Consider the following 13280-nt stretch of genomic DNA (forward strand, 5'->3'; position numbering starts at 1 on the left):
GGCATCATGATCGCGAATCTCGCCCCCAACTGCGAGCGGGGGTGAGCGAGTTTTCATCCTGCTCGGCAACTCCGGTCGGATTCTGCGCAAGCTGCGTGCATACGGGTTTGCGCAAGAGCGCGACATCTTTTCGCGGAATCTCGCACAACCAGCCGCGCCGGGCCGCCAGATAGCGCCAGGTTGCGGCGCGGTAGAAAACCACATGGGTGGGATCGCGCCGATAGTGCCAGGCAGCAAAACGCGCGTCCTCGGTCTGAAAGCAGGTCATGATGCCCAGCCAGCCACCCGGTGCGAGTAGCCGGTCGAGTCGGTCCAGTTCCTCGGCCGGATGATGGAAGTGCTCCGCCGTTTCGGTGCAAGTGATGAAATCGTAACGGCCTTGCAGCGCACTTGGGTCGGACTGGAAGAAGGGATCATAGAGCGTCATGTCGTGCCCTGCATCGCGCAGCATGGCCGCTAGCGCCGGGCCGGGCCCGCAGCCGAAGTCGAGTCCGCTGGCAGCAACGGGTAGACGGGCCAGGAGCGGCTCGGCGAGTCGGGCAAGAAAGCGTCGGTAGCCTGGGTCCGCCGGGTCGTTTTGGTGATAAAGATAGTAGGCCTGTTCCTCGGCGCGCGACGGATATTGGCGCGGATCCAGAAAGCGCGCCTCGCAGACCGCACAGGCCCAATAGTCGCGCCCGCCAACCGACAGCAGCGCATTGGGTTTCGGCGCGCGACAGACCGGGCAATGCGCAGGCGCTGGCGTCTCAGATTGTGTTGTCATAGCGCAGCCCGATAGGCCGGCGTTCTCGCGGTCGGGGATGCGCCCTTTGCCGCTCACTCGGCGCTGCTATTTCAGGAAGTTGCGAACGCCATCGACGAATGAACGGCCTTGTTTGATCATGGCTTGTTTGACCGCCTCTGCGAGTTCGGGTCGGGGCAGGGTGCGTCCATCGAGCTGCATCTTCGATGGTGATGTAGAGTAAGAAGAGAGTGGATCGCTCAGGGCCAGGGCAGTATCGTCGACGGCATTGTAGGCATAATAGCAGGCGGCGCTGCCGTCATTGCCAGATGCGGAAAAGTTGAGTTGCACCACGGCGTCGTTGTAGCCCGGGGTTTCGGTTCTCACGTCCTTCCAAACGACCTCATCGCCGCGCTTGATGCGCACCAGGTCTTTGCATAGAGTCACACGAACATCTTCCATAGGATTGGAGCAGGCTGAGAGTAAAAGGGCAGCCGCTGCGCATAGGGTGGCCATGGAGCGGGTGCGTGTCGTGAACCTCATGGATTGATTGCCCGGATTGGCCGAGACCATCAGCCTTGGTCGGGAACGACTGCATGGGGACTGAATCACTGAGCAATCTCCTCTTGGTATGTGATGCTGGCGGCTATGGTCGATATTCAATAAGCCGGAGCTTATTAACAACTTGCCTTTACGCGACCGGGTTGTTGGATTTGAACTCATCCACCTCTTTGCACGCCGAGACCAGCTTCGCCGACAACTCCGGCAGTTGTCCGTAGTCCGTCCATAGCGAGTCCTCGACGATGTCGTGGATCTGTCCCGCGATTTCAGTGGCCTTCCGTTTTAGCTTCGCTAGGGCCTTTTTTTGATCTTGTGCTTCATCTGACATTTTCTATCCTCTTGAGTTAATTTAAGTAAACTGTTCACAGAGATCAGCTGCCCGAGCTGCCCGGACCTGGCAGGTTTAGGGATCACTGCGCTGCTTTTTCAGCCAGGCTTTGATCAGAACGGGATCAAGCCCTTTCAGGCGCGCCTCGGAATCGAGCCCCCTCAGCCGCGCTTCAGGATCAAACCGCTTCAGCACCTCATCAGGGTCAAGACCCTCTGAGATTATACAGGTGTGCGCGCGCGATGCTGCGCGGGCGATTGGCCTGATAGGCGGTGAGCCAGCGCGCTTAGTCGGTGGCAAATAGGCCTTAGGGGGCGTTGCGCGGGTGGGGTCGAGTTGATTGATCAGGGTCAGTTTCCGACCAGTCGAGTCCCGATGGCCCCATGAAGACTCCACCGGTTTCCCCGATACTTGGCTAGGGTTTCAATGAAAGACTGAAGCCGACTTAGCCCGATATGAGCCGGATGCTCACCGAACTACACTTAGGTGGGCAGTCTCGGTACTCAGTTGAAGCTAGTCTTCGGATAATGCCTTCTGTGCAGAGACAAATCATCCGCCGGTAGTTTTTCTCAGAGGATCAAGACGATGAAGGCGCATGCGGTGATTGATGAACTGAGCGAACGGATCGGTAGCCTTGACTCTGAGCGGCAGGAGGAATTGCTGGAACTCGTGAGGCAGTGGCAAGTTGGGCAGCAGCGTCAATCTGATCGGTTTGAGCAACCTGTCGATGTTGGTATTGGCTACAATGGCCGAGTAACTGTGGGTAGAGCGAAGGATCTCAGTGCGGGTGGCATCTTCATTCTTGTCGATCAGGATTTTGTTCCGACACACAAAGTCGATATTGTGTTTTCTCTCCCAGGCGCGGAGCGACCGTTCAAAATCAAAGGCCGCGTCGTTCGCATTGACCACGATGGAATCGCCGTGGAATTCGATCAGGTGACTCCGTATTTCGCAAGGGCTTTAGATAACATACTTCGCGTCAATAAAGAAACCTGACGACAGTGCAACCAGGCTGCGCGTGCTGGCGCGCGTTCCAGTTGGTTGGGGAGGGCAATTTCGAGGGTTGTCATTCTGCGTTACCGGTTGATGCCTGCGTGGCTTTCTTGACGGCAAGGATGGCTTGCCTTCAAATGGCGGCCAACCCTTCACTCAGCCTTTCGTGGAACCCTACTTTTGATCTCTACAGCCAACCTCACCATGCAGTTCGGCGGCAAGCCGTTGTTCGAGAACGTCTCCGTCAAATTCAGCGGCGGTAATTGCTACGGACTCATCGGTGCCAACGGCTCCGGGAAGTCGACCCTGATGAAAATCCTGGGCGGCGATCTGGAGCCCAGCTCAGGCAACGTCTCGGTCGATCCCGGCAAACGGCTCGGCAAGCTGCGCCAGGACCAATTCGCCTATGAGAACCAGACGGTGCTAGACACCGTCATCATGGGGCACGACGAGCTGTGGCGGGTCAAGCAGGAGCGCGATCGCATCTACGCCCTGCCGGAGATGAGCGAGGAGGAAGGCATGGAGGTCGCGCACCTGGAGGTGCTGTTCGCCGAGCTGGATGGCTACACCGCCAAGTCACGCGCCAGTGAACTGCTGCTGGGGCTGGCCATACCGCTGGAACAGCACGAGGGTCCGATGAGCGCGGTCGCGCCGGGCTGGAAGCTGCGCGTGCTGCTCGCCCAGGCGCTATTCGCCGACCCGGACATCCTGCTGCTCGACGAGCCCACCAACAATCTGGACATCCACACCATCCAGTGGCTGGAAGAGGTGCTGATCACACGCGATAGCACCATGATCATCATCTCGCACGATCGGCACTTTCTAAACAGTGTCTGCACCCACATGGCCGACCTGGACTACGGCGAGCTGCGTCTCTACCCCGGCAACTACGACGAGTACATGACCGCCTCCAGCCAAGCACGCCAACGCCTGCAGGCGGACAACGCCAAAAAGAAGGCCCAGCTCACCGAGTTGCAGACCTTCGTCAGCCGCTTCTCCGCCAACGCCTCCAAGTCCAAGCAGGCCACCTCTCGCAAGCGTCAGATGGAGAAGATCGTGCTGGAGGACATCAAGCCCTCCAGCCGGGTTAACCCCTTCATCCGCTTCGCTCAGGACAAGAAGCTTTATCGTCTGGCGCTGGAGGTCACGGACCTGGCCAAAGGCTATGATGGCACACCGCTGTTCAGCGGCTTCGACCTGACCGTCGAGGTCGGCGAACGCGTCGCCATCATCGGCCCAAACGGCATCGGCAAGACCACCCTGCTGCGCTGCCTGGCCGGCGACCTGACGCCCGACGGCGGCAAGGTCAAGTGGTCCGAGAACAGCCAACTGGGCTATTTCGCCCAGGACCACGCGGCCGATTTCACCGAGCGCACCACGCTCTACGACTGGATGGATCAATGGAAGCAACCCAGCGACGACGAGCAGGTCATCCGCGGCACGCTGGGGCGGTTGCTGTTCTCCCAGGACGAGATCAAAAAACCGGTGAACGTCATCTCCGGTGGCGAGCAGGGCCGCATGCTGTTCGGCAAGCTGATGCTGCAAAAGCCCAACATCCTGCTGATGGACGAGCCGACCAACCACCTGGACATGGAATCGATCGAGTCGCTCAACACCGCGCTGGAAGGCTACCCGGGCACCCTCATCCTCGTCAGTCACGACCGCGAGTTCGTCTCCTCGCTGGCGACCCGCATCATCGAGCTGACGCCCCAGGGCGTCATCAACTTTCGCGGTGACTACGAAGAGTATCTGGAAAGCGGCAGCGCGCCTGCGTAAGGCAGGTCGGTGACTGATCGATGATCGCACCTCATCATTAAGACTTGGGTGGACGTGCGCCGATGACCGGCAACGCCTTGGAAAAACGTCTCGCGATCCTGCACGACCTGGATCGCTATGAGCAACTCATTGAGGAAGCGGGTCGGGCAACGGCGATTGCACAGGACGAACTCGACGACCTGCGGCTGTCCTGGCGCTATCTGATCCTGGGGTTGATGATGTTGGAGCTATTCTAGGACGCGCTGGCGCGCGGCCAAGAGGCTTCATGTGGCCCGAACTATTTTCTACGAAGAGTATCGCTCAAAAAACGCTTCCGTGAGAAGAGCAGAGTCAAGAATTGTTTGTCGGAATCGATGCGCTTTCGGTTTGCCTGGGGTTGATGGTCTTGATGCCGGCGGCCAGGAAATCTGCCCGATCGCGAGTGACGACTGCAAGACGTTACTGGGCTGACGCATCAATATTCCCCGGTACCCGCATCGCTGCAATTGTCATAGACCCGAATCATCACCGTTTGCTTGGTGCCTGAAATCCGCACCGAGCCAGTGCAGATGAGCCCGACCTCGTCCGGGTTGAAAAACCGGGTGCGGCCGAATGTGACCTGATAGTTGTAGGTGCCGGCCATGCCACCTCCAAAGCCCTCGGTGATTGTGGGGTTCCACGTGTTGTTGTCGCTGATGTAGCCGGGTCCGCCGGATAGGCTGATCCGCATGGCGTCAGGCGGGCAGTTCCAACCCGTGCAGTCGGCATCCACCATCACAAAATCAACTGAACCGCCTCCGGACGAGCCCCCGCTCGACCCGCTATAGGAGCGCCGCGCCGCCAGCCGCCGCTGTTCCTCCTGCTCGCGTTTGCGCTGTTCCTCGGCCTCGGTGGCCTCGGCGGCCGCCCGGCGCTGGCGCTCCGCCTCCTCGCGCTCGCGCCGCTCCTTGTCGGCCTTGGCCGCGCGATTGTCCGCGATCAGCTTCTCGACCGCGCGAATCTCGTCCGGCGCATAGGCCATGTTGCGCGCCGCGGCCAAGTGCTCCTCGGCCAGCTCGAAATCCCAGTCTTTGGCGGCATCGCGCGCCTGCTTCAGCAGCTCCTGCTGGCCCCGTTCCTGGTATTGCTTGTAGCCCTGATAGCGGTCGTAAAGACCGCGGTCGATGGCTACCGCGGTGCCGCAACAGATGACACCGGCAGCCAAGACAACCGGCTGTATCCATGATGAATTCATATGCATCATACCTGCTGAGATTGTGGTGGATGCGCTGCGCTTGTCCACCCTGCTGAACTGTGGCGCGGTCGTAAAAAAGGTGGCGGCCGTCGCCCACGAGGGGGCCAAGACGGACGCCGGGGTGGACCAACGGCCATGCCGTGGTCCCGTCTCATCATGATCGGTCCTGGACGCTTCCCCGCTCGCCCGACGGGTCCGTAAACCCATCGGCTCCGGCCTGGGAACGTACTGGCCACGCGGAAACCGAGGTTGTTGTTCCGGTTGCCGGTGTCGTTCCTGTTGCGGTTGCCCGAGCGCAGATTCCTTGGATTGTTGTTCCAGGAGCCGCCCCGCAGCACGCGCCGCGCGCAGGGGACCGATCAGGCCCCCGGACGGGATCGAAGACCCCGCCACGGAAGATGGCATGGCGCAGGCCGAGGGTATCGGCAAACTCGGCATGCGCGATCCATGCCTGCACCCGCTGTTGTACCTCCTGACAGGATACCCTACCCGCGCGCCAACGGTCGCGCAGACCGCGCAGCCGGTTGCGGAAGCGGCGCACATTCTCCTCCGGCAGTCGCCGCCGACCGCCGGCATGCAGCTCGTATCCGAGAAACCGGGCTGGTTGAGCCGTCGGCACGATGAAGGTCTTGCGCGGGTGCAGCAACAGCCGGCGTCCGACCAAGAATTCCGCAATGCGCACCTGCCACTCGGCCAGCACGCTCGGATCGTCGTGGAACAGGGCAAAATCATCCACGTAGCGCAGATAGCCAGGGGCGCGCAGCACCTCCTTGGCGAAGTGATCGAGCCGGTCCAGGTAAACGTTGGCGAAGAACTGGCTGGTCAGATTGCCGATGGGCAGGCCGCGCCGACGCTCCAAGGGCGTGAGCAGGTCGTCGCCCGGGAAAAGCAGATCCACGGGCTCTTGGGCATTGGAGGCATCGATGACCGTATCGACGAGCCACAGGGTCTGTTCGCAGGCAATACGCCGGCGCAGGTCGGCCTTGAGGATGGCGTGATCGATGGCCGGAAAGTAGCGATAGATGTCCGCCCGCAGCACCTGGGCGCGCCGATTTCGGTAGTGCTCGTAGCGTTGCACCGCCCGGTGGGTGCCCTTGCCAAGACGATTGGCGTAGCTGTCGTGGATGAAGCCGCGCTCGAACAGGGGCTCCACCACCGCGCACAAGGCCTGGTGCACCACCCGGTCGCGAAAACGCGCGGCGGAGATCATGCGCCGCTTGGGCTCGCGCACCTCAAAGGCCACATAACGCCCCGGCCGGTAGCTGCCCCCACGCAGTTCGCGCTCGAGGTTGAGCAGTTCCGGCTCCAGCCGGGCCAGGAAGGCCGCCACACCCGGATTGCGACGCTTGCCCCGCGCCGCGCGTTCGGTGGCGGCGTAGAGGGCGGCGAAGTTGGCGATACCGCCGAACAGGTCCCTATGACGCCGCGGCATGATCCGGATCAGGTTGGGGTTTGCCCCTGAGCCAGCCACCCACCAGGCGCCCGGTCTCGTCGATGGCCCGCGCCGCGTACTCATAACGACGGGGATCGAGAAAGCCCAATTCCAGGGCCAGGCGCATCAAATGACGCAGCTTCTCCAGGCCCAGATTGGCCTGTTGCAGCATGTCGCGGCGTTCGCGGGTAAAGGTCGCCTCGATCAAGCGCTCCAGCACGTCCAGGGCGGTGGTCTCGATGCGGTCGCCAAGCAGGAAGCGCTGGGCGCGCGGAAACTTGTCCAGGGTCGGGATCAGCCACAGCAGGAAGCGGCGGTGGGCCTCCAAGGCCGGGCCGGTGCGGCGGGCGGGGTCAGTCATGATGAAAAAAATCGCGACCAAGGGGCTATCGCCCCCTGGACCCCCAAGAGGTAAAGAAGAAAAGAATCAAGGTGTAAGCGTCCTGGCCACGCGGAAACCGAGGGATCGGCTCCGGAGGCCGGTGTCGTTCCTGTGGCGGTCGCCCGAGCGCAGATACCTCGGAGAGTTGTCCCAGGAGCCGCCCCGCAGCACGCGCCGCGCGCAGTCTCCACGCGTCCAAGCAGCGCCATTCGTCGGCGCTCCCCGGTAGCTGTCGTTCCAGCAGTCTTGGGTCCATTCCCAGACGTTGCCGTGCATGTCGGCGAGCCCCCAGGGGTTGCTCGGGTAGCTGTCCACGGGCTGGGTCTTCTGCAGATACACGCCGGTCTTGGCACCGCAGTCGTTATAGTCGACGTTGCCGTCGTAGTTGGCTTGGCGGGTGCTGATGCAGCGCCCGGTGCTGAAGGCGGTGGTGGTGCCGGCGCGAGCGGCGTATTCCCACTCGGCCTCGGTGGGCAACCGATACGCCTGGCCGGTCTTGCGGTTCAGCCAGCGGAGGTAGTCCTGGGCATCGTCCCAGGAGACGTTGATGACCGGGCGCTCATCCCGGCCCCAGCCCTGGTCTTCCGGCTCGTGCTTGCAGCCGCCGTCGGCGACGCAGGCGTCCCAGTCGGCGAAGGTGACCTCGGTCTTGCCCAGCTCGAAGGCGGGTACGCTGACCTGGTGGGCGGGCTTCTCGTCGTCTCTGCATTCGGCCTCGCCGGGCTGGCAGCCCATCAGGAAGCGCCCGGCGGGGATGCGCACCATCTCGGGGCCAAGAACTGGCGCGAGGTGCACCGGCTGGATGGCGCCAGCGGCGACGAAGACCTCTTGGCTGGTCTTGCCAGGGCGCTTGCCTTCGACAACGGCCTCCACGCGGTATTCGCCTTCGTCCAGTTCCAGCACCAGGGCCTTGCCCGGTTGCTTGGGCGTGTTGCCTTTGCGCTGGCCGTCCAGGTAGATCTTGGCCCCGCCGGGGCTGGAGGTGACCTCCAGCAGGCCCTTTTCCGCCAGCGCGGGCAGCGGCAGCGCCAGGATGAGCAGGGCGCAAAGGGCATTGCGGGCACGGGGAAGGCGGCAGGCCGCGGGGGCTGCGATGGTTATCATTGGGGGAAGAATCCTTTCGGTCGAGGCTAGAGCGGATGTGCCGGCGTGGACGGCGAATGCTGGTGGGCGAGATGGTAGCCGTTATGAGCGCTGAGTTCCAGCTTTGCCGACAGGCGCTTGGATCAGAAAGGCGTTAGAGGGCTTTGGCTCGCGCTAGTCGGGGGGAGGGAGGAAGTGTGCTCAGCTTTGCGGCCCTGTTCGATGATTAGACGCCATTGCACTAGGACATCCTCCGAGATGGGGAGCACGCGATTCTCAAACATCGGACGGAGTTGGTTTTGCAGCCAAAGCCGGATTTAAGCGCGGTGCTTGAGGTCGCCCAATTGATTATTTTGCAAAAGCGGAACAGCACAAATTTTCCGTTCCCGTTTGCGCTTGGCCCCGATGGGCGGGGGATGTAGGATGCGGCGGGGTGATGTTCCCTAGCGGCTAGCCGTGCATCTATAGAGTTGGCAGGAGATGCCTTATGGCAAATGGTAAGAGCGCGGACGAGCGGTTGGCTGACCTGGAACAGACGGTGGTATACCTGAGTCGGCTGATCGTGAAGGCGCAGCAGTATGCTGTGACCGACCCCGAGGTTGCACTCGGGCAGGCGCGCAAGTCGGCGGAGGCGATCTGCTGCCGCCTGTTCCAGGCCGAGATCGGCAAGCCCGGGAAGATGATGCTGGATGAGCTGATCACCAAGCTTCAGGCCCGGCAGGTTATCCCGCCCGATGTGCTGGTCCCGCTGCGGACGATCCAGATGTACGGCAACTTCGGGGTCCACGCCCAAGACGGGCACCGGGAGATTTCCGCCGAGTGGGTTGCCCCATGTCTTTCCGCCCTAGCGCAGGTCACCACTTGGTACTTTACCGACTACCTCGGGGTCGCCCTGCCGAGCACGCTCGAACGGAGCAGCGACGACCGACCGCCGCCGGATAGCGATGGCGGCGAGGAGCCAACCCCAGAGGTCGAAACCTTGGCAAACAATGCCAGCAGAGCGGAAGAGCCGGTTCAGAAGGCCCAGACAGCCCCGTCGATGGTGCGACCGGTCCGCCGGTGGCGATCCGCAGCCCTCCCCGCTGGCCTGCTCTTGGTTGGCCTAGCCGGGGTCGGGGGCTACCTCTATTACGAGTATTACGAGGATCGCGACCACGCCGCGCTTCCAATAGCTCCCGTGACCCAGATTGCCAATGGAATGTCACAGTGGCCTCAATGGGAGATCGAGAAAGGCACATATATGGCAGATGAAGATACATCAATATTTAGAAGCAGTCCCACGAGCTTAACAATCAAGCAAGTGTCAAAACCAAAGGAAAAGGATCCTAGCAGATCGGGGATTTGCCAAAGCATAAAAACAGATAATTTTAGAGGCAAGAGAATTAAGTATTCTGCGTTTATAAAAGTAAGCTCTTTGGAGCAATGGGCGTATATGTATGTCCTTTCGGGAGATCTATATCCAGTCGAAGGAATTAAAGGAAGCAAAGAGCAGCCATTAGAAAAAGACTGGAGTCAGCTATCTATGGTATTCGGTATTCCGGAGAGCCATGAAAAGCCTTACATTAAATTTTGTTTTTCGCTTTGGGGGGGTGGCCAAATGTGGATTGATGATGTCAAATGGGATGTAGTTAATAATACAACCCCGGTAACATATGCTGCTCCATTATCCGAGCCAAAACTTTAAGCAATTGGACCTAGTGGTCGGCTTGAGGGAGGTTGACAGGATCTCGCGACGGATGGGGTTAGCCCCCAATGCCGTCAACGTTAGCGCCATCGCACTGATTTTTTTTTAAATTACGACGGTCGCGACCACATTGTATATTTTGATAAAGAAATATCCGTAGGAGATGAGCTTTATACAGGAAGCGCTTACGATGATTGCGATAAATTGAAAATTTGGAGAAAAACGGCTACTGAAATAAATGAGCAAGGTATCAATTATAAAACCGCATTATCGGTAATGACCGAGTCCGATTTAGAATCAAGCCAGGTAACCCTTAAAAACATAAAAAACACAGGAAGGGCGCACCAATATTGTATGCAAGGAGGTTGTTCCACCAAGGAAAAGAAACCGGTATCTGATGCAAAATGCTGGTTAAGCAGCAAATGCGCATTCAGAAACAAAGAATAGCTGAAGTATTGCTCAGCAAATCAATCGCCTAATTTGCTGCTCCAGACGCCCTACCAAAGCGCCGGGGCTATCGGTTTACCGCTTTAATGGTCGCATGAGCCTAAACGTTAGCAACAGTGAGAAAAAAAGTAGATGTTAGAATTGAAGACTTTTAGGCACGGGATTTTTTTTATCTTTATGTTGGCTCCACAACTGCTAATCGGAAATACCTCTGAATCATGGGGTCATATACTAGGAGCGCGTACAATAAATATTAGTGGCGTTGATTTGGTTTTCTGGGAGGGAGCGCTTTATACCGAAGAGGCAGCGGAAGTAATACAGTCCTTCATGTCGCTCTCCACCTTTAATAAGGCATTTGAAGGGGGAGTTGTCATTATTGCTCCGCGTAATGAAGCGGAACACGGCGTTTACGATGCGCTTAAAAGAATGGCTATTGATGGTGTGGTAGCAGAAGGCTTTAAGAGCGCAGAAGGAACAGCCAAGCCAATAGGACGATGGTCTCCACCATTTGATAATAGGCCGTTTGTTGTTATTACCGAGGAATCTTTGAGAAGGAGTAACGCCGGGTTAGTCCATGAATTGCTGCATCATTATTACTGGGCGGCGCCGAAGTCCGTTATAGATGATGTAACTAAGCTGCACGCAGAGTTCTTGTCTTTGTCTGGTAATAACTTCACCTGGAAAAACGACCCTGGGCACATTTTTGTATACGGCTGTCAGTATTTTTCAATGGGATACAAGGAAGTACTGAAAGAACACATTTCTAAAATAACGGAGATATGTAACCGTGCCCTCGGGACTATTCTAATTGACCCGCGCGGCACTACGGAAAATGGAGTAAGTAGTTGGATTGCTGATTTTGTGAAGCGTAATGGAATGCAACGCAATTAAAGTGCTAAATTGGCACTCCAGTGGACAGCTTTTCTCTGCGCTCCAAGCATCGAAAGAGTTGTGCGGTATGCCACAAGAGAGAGAATCGCAGCAATCATGGCTAGGGTATCTCGGTCCAAGTAGAATTTATGGGGTCTGAATTTATGGGGTCTGGATCGAATTGTTTTCCCGCCTAGAAAATTAAAGGTTCCAGGTTTGATTTTACTTTCTTCATGAGTTGGTCGGGAGTGGAAATGCCGTGTAAGTCATTCTGCGTTACCGGTTGATGCCTGCGTGGCTTTCTTGACGGCAAGGATGGCTTGCCTTCAAATGACAGCCAACCCTACCATCAGCCTTTCGTGGAACCCTACTTTTGATCTCTACAGCCAACCTCACCATACAGTTCGGCGGCAAGCGGACATCCTGCTGCTCGGCGAGCCCACCAACCTCCTGGACATGGAATCGATCGAGTCGCTGAACACCGCGCTGGAAGGCTACCCGGGCACCCTGATCCTTGTCAGTCACGATCGCGAGTTCGTCTCCTCGCTGGCGACCCGCATCATCGAGCTGACGCCCCAGGGCGTCATCAACTTCAGCGGCAACTACGAAGAGTATCTGGAAAGCGGGAGCGCGCCAGCGTAAGGCATGAGCCTGACTGGTCGATGATCGCACCTCATCTTTAAGACGTGGTGGACGTCCGCCGATGAACGGCAACGCCTTGGAAAAACGCCTTGCGATGCTGCACGACATGGATCGCTATGCGCAACTGATCGAGGAATCGGCCCGGGCAACGGCGATTGCACAGCACGAACTCGACGATATATAACCCAAGTAGCTCGCATAGGCTCCCTGTCAGTAATTCCCTATTCCTATTGCACGGGACTTAAAATCAATAACCTACGGTCCAGAGAATACCTTCTTCCCCAGCTGCAAAAGCTGTAAGTAAGTTAATTATTGTTGGAGTTACATTCACGGCAGAAGTCGCGTTTTCGGCGTTGGAATACTCTAAAGCATCTGAGTCTTTGCCCAAAATATCAGCATCCAAGAAATGATACAGTCGCATGTGATGACCGCATTTTTGTAGATCAGCCTTAATCGAGACAAAATCAGTCACGACTTCGCCCCGGAAAAACACAACTCGTGCGTTTCTTGTTTGGCATTCTGTATCCAGAAATGCTTTAAATTTTTTCACATTTATAATTCGGCGAATGAAATGTGCTTCAACTACAGTGACGCATCCATGGTTTTCTGTTAAAAAAGGGCGGCAGTCGCTCATTCCTTCGGTCGGTATTTCACCCTCATACATTGTATTCAAATGCAGACTGCGCCATTGATTCTTAGTATTTTGCCGTTTTCCTATCAATCCTATGAAAAATATAGACTCCATCTTTATTTCCTGTCGTTGGACGAAGCCGCTCTGCGGAGAACCGAGCGATGCAGTCCGGTCAACAATATCACCTTAAACCCTCGGGTTGGAGGGGGTGTCTATCAATAACCATGAGGTGATACTCACCTATCAAGGTCGGAATGGCAGTTTTCTGGATCGATGATCGCACCTCATCATTAAGACTTGCGTGGACGTCCGCCGATGAACGGCAACGCCTTGCGATCCTGCACGACATGGATCGCCATGAGCAACTGATCGAGGAATCGGCCCGGGCAACGGCGATTGCACAGGACGAACTCGACGACCTGCGGCTGTCCTGGCGCTATCTGATCCTGGGGTTGATGATGTTGGAGCTATTCTAGGACGCGCTGGCGCGCGGCCAAGAGGCTTCATGTGGCCCGAA

At 57.8% G+C, this 13280-nt stretch carries 16 protein-coding genes and 1 pseudogene; 8 read left to right on the forward strand and 9 right to left on the reverse strand.

Annotation, left to right across the window (positions count from 1 at the left end):
* Positions 1-4: 4 nt before the first annotated feature.
* From Thiofri_RS07500 to Thiofri_RS07510, 3 genes are all read right to left on the reverse strand, one after another.
* Positions 5-763: a class I SAM-dependent methyltransferase gene (locus Thiofri_RS07500; protein ID WP_051023977.1), complete on the reverse strand. Its 759-nt coding sequence runs from the start codon at positions 761-763 to the stop codon at positions 5-7.
* Positions 764-829: 66 nt separating this feature from the next.
* On the reverse strand, positions 830-1168 hold the full coding sequence (locus tag Thiofri_RS07505; protein WP_143742030.1) for a hypothetical protein: 339 nt from the start codon (positions 1166-1168) through the stop codon (positions 830-832).
* Between the two features lie 244 nt (positions 1169-1412).
* Positions 1413-1610, reverse strand: coding sequence for a CCE_0567 family metalloprotein (locus Thiofri_RS07510; RefSeq protein ID WP_009151081.1), 198 nt, complete (start codon positions 1608-1610; stop codon positions 1413-1415).
* A gap of 585 nt (positions 1611-2195) precedes the next feature.
* Between Thiofri_RS07510 and Thiofri_RS07515 the strand changes: the two genes are divergently transcribed.
* The 3 genes from Thiofri_RS07515 to Thiofri_RS07525 all read left to right on the forward strand — a co-directional run bounded on the left by Thiofri_RS07515 (position 2196) and on the right by Thiofri_RS07525 (position 4615).
* Positions 2196-2606: a PilZ domain-containing protein gene (locus tag Thiofri_RS07515; protein WP_009151083.1), complete on the forward strand. Its 411-nt coding sequence runs from the start codon at positions 2196-2198 to the stop codon at positions 2604-2606.
* 177 nt (positions 2607-2783) lie between these two features.
* The gene (locus Thiofri_RS07520) at positions 2784-4379 is read left to right on the forward strand and encodes an ABC-F family ATPase (RefSeq protein WP_040857580.1); all 1596 of its coding nucleotides are present in this window, start codon (positions 2784-2786) and stop codon (positions 4377-4379) included.
* Between the two features lie 62 nt (positions 4380-4441).
* The gene (locus tag Thiofri_RS07525; RefSeq protein WP_009151085.1) at positions 4442-4615 is read left to right on the forward strand and encodes a hypothetical protein; all 174 of its coding nucleotides are present in this window, start codon (positions 4442-4444) and stop codon (positions 4613-4615) included.
* Positions 4616-4833: 218 nt separating this feature from the next.
* Here the strand turns inward: Thiofri_RS07525 and Thiofri_RS07530 are convergent, their stop codons facing one another.
* The 5 genes and pseudogenes from Thiofri_RS07530 to Thiofri_RS07550 form a co-directional block, all read right to left on the reverse strand.
* The gene (locus Thiofri_RS07530) at positions 4834-5592 is read right to left on the reverse strand and encodes a hypothetical protein (protein WP_223296828.1); all 759 of its coding nucleotides are present in this window, start codon (positions 5590-5592) and stop codon (positions 4834-4836) included.
* A 5-nt stretch (positions 5593-5597) separates the two neighbouring features.
* A complete protein-coding gene (locus tag Thiofri_RS07535) occupies positions 5598-5930 on the reverse strand; it encodes a hypothetical protein (protein ID WP_143742031.1) in 333 nt (110 codons plus the stop codon).
* 299 nt (positions 5931-6229) lie between these two features.
* Positions 6230-7108 (reverse strand): annotated as a pseudogene (locus tag Thiofri_RS07540) (reverse transcriptase domain-containing protein); the annotation flags it as partial.
* A complete protein-coding gene (avd, locus tag Thiofri_RS07545; RefSeq protein WP_040858325.1) occupies positions 7008-7385 on the reverse strand; it encodes a diversity-generating retroelement protein Avd in 378 nt (125 codons plus the stop codon). The gene avd and the pseudogene Thiofri_RS07540, both read right to left, overlap by 101 nt.
* Before the next feature lie 66 nt (positions 7386-7451).
* Positions 7452-8510, reverse strand: a complete 1059-nt coding sequence (locus Thiofri_RS07550; protein WP_009151089.1) for an SUMF1/EgtB/PvdO family nonheme iron enzyme — start codon at positions 8508-8510, stop codon at positions 7452-7454.
* 466 nt (positions 8511-8976) lie between these two features.
* On the opposite strand from Thiofri_RS07550, the gene Thiofri_RS07555 reads away from it, so the two are divergent.
* From Thiofri_RS07555 to Thiofri_RS07570, 4 genes are all read left to right on the forward strand, one after another.
* Entirely contained in the window at positions 8977-10173 is a 1197-nt protein-coding gene (locus Thiofri_RS07555; protein ID WP_009151090.1) for a DUF4145 domain-containing protein, read from the forward strand.
* A 579-nt stretch (positions 10174-10752) separates the two neighbouring features.
* The gene (locus tag Thiofri_RS07560) at positions 10753-11511 is read left to right on the forward strand and encodes a hypothetical protein (RefSeq protein ID WP_009151091.1); all 759 of its coding nucleotides are present in this window, start codon (positions 10753-10755) and stop codon (positions 11509-11511) included.
* 309 nt (positions 11512-11820) lie between these two features.
* On the forward strand, positions 11821-12132 hold the full coding sequence (locus tag Thiofri_RS07565; protein ID WP_009151092.1) for a hypothetical protein: 312 nt from the start codon (positions 11821-11823) through the stop codon (positions 12130-12132).
* A gap of 61 nt (positions 12133-12193) precedes the next feature.
* Positions 12194-12316, forward strand: coding sequence for a hypothetical protein (locus Thiofri_RS07570; RefSeq protein ID WP_009151093.1), 123 nt, complete (start codon positions 12194-12196; stop codon positions 12314-12316).
* 63 nt (positions 12317-12379) lie between these two features.
* Here Thiofri_RS07570 and Thiofri_RS07575 read toward each other — a convergent pair whose 3' ends face one another.
* Positions 12380-12877, reverse strand: coding sequence for a hypothetical protein (locus Thiofri_RS07575; protein ID WP_009151094.1), 498 nt, complete (start codon positions 12875-12877; stop codon positions 12380-12382).
* A 140-nt stretch (positions 12878-13017) separates the two neighbouring features.
* On the opposite strand from Thiofri_RS07575, the gene Thiofri_RS07580 reads away from it, so the two are divergent.
* Complete coding sequence (locus Thiofri_RS07580; RefSeq protein WP_009151095.1) at positions 13018-13239, forward strand: hypothetical protein; 222 nt, start codon at positions 13018-13020, stop codon at positions 13237-13239.
* Positions 13240-13280: the final 41 nt, after the last annotated feature.

The sequence above is a fragment of the Thiorhodovibrio frisius genome (genome assembly GCF_033954835.1).
In the GTDB taxonomy this organism is placed as follows: Bacteria; Pseudomonadota; Gammaproteobacteria; order Chromatiales; family Chromatiaceae; genus Thiorhodovibrio; species Thiorhodovibrio frisius.

Coding starts and splice junctions, on each gene's coding strand:
- Thiofri_RS07500 (WP_051023977.1), bottom strand. CDS start 763: ATGACAACACAATCTGAGACGCCAGCGCCTGCGCATTGCCCGGTCTGT.
- Thiofri_RS07510 (WP_009151081.1), bottom strand. CDS start 1,610: ATGTCAGATGAAGCACAAGATCAAAAAAAGGCCCTAGCGAAGCTAAAA.
- Thiofri_RS07515 (WP_009151083.1), top strand. CDS start 2,196: ATGAAGGCGCATGCGGTGATTGATGAACTGAGCGAACGGATCGGTAGC.
- Thiofri_RS07525 (WP_009151085.1), top strand. CDS start 4,442: ATGACCGGCAACGCCTTGGAAAAACGTCTCGCGATCCTGCACGACCTG.
- Thiofri_RS07530 (WP_223296828.1), bottom strand. CDS start 5,592: ATGAATTCATCATGGATACAGCCGGTTGTCTTGGCTGCCGGTGTCATC.
- avd (WP_040858325.1), bottom strand. CDS start 7,385: ATGACTGACCCCGCCCGCCGCACCGGCCCGGCCTTGGAGGCCCACCGC.
- Thiofri_RS07550 (WP_009151089.1), bottom strand. CDS start 8,510: ATGATAACCATCGCAGCCCCCGCGGCCTGCCGCCTTCCCCGTGCCCGC.
- Thiofri_RS07555 (WP_009151090.1), top strand. CDS start 8,977: ATGGCAAATGGTAAGAGCGCGGACGAGCGGTTGGCTGACCTGGAACAG.
- Thiofri_RS07560 (WP_009151091.1), top strand. CDS start 10,753: ATGTTAGAATTGAAGACTTTTAGGCACGGGATTTTTTTTATCTTTATG.
- Thiofri_RS07565 (WP_009151092.1), top strand. CDS start 11,821: ATGACAGCCAACCCTACCATCAGCCTTTCGTGGAACCCTACTTTTGAT.
- Thiofri_RS07570 (WP_009151093.1), top strand. CDS start 12,194: ATGAACGGCAACGCCTTGGAAAAACGCCTTGCGATGCTGCACGACATG.
- Thiofri_RS07575 (WP_009151094.1), bottom strand. CDS start 12,877: ATGGAGTCTATATTTTTCATAGGATTGATAGGAAAACGGCAAAATACT.
- Thiofri_RS07580 (WP_009151095.1), top strand. CDS start 13,018: ATGGCAGTTTTCTGGATCGATGATCGCACCTCATCATTAAGACTTGCG.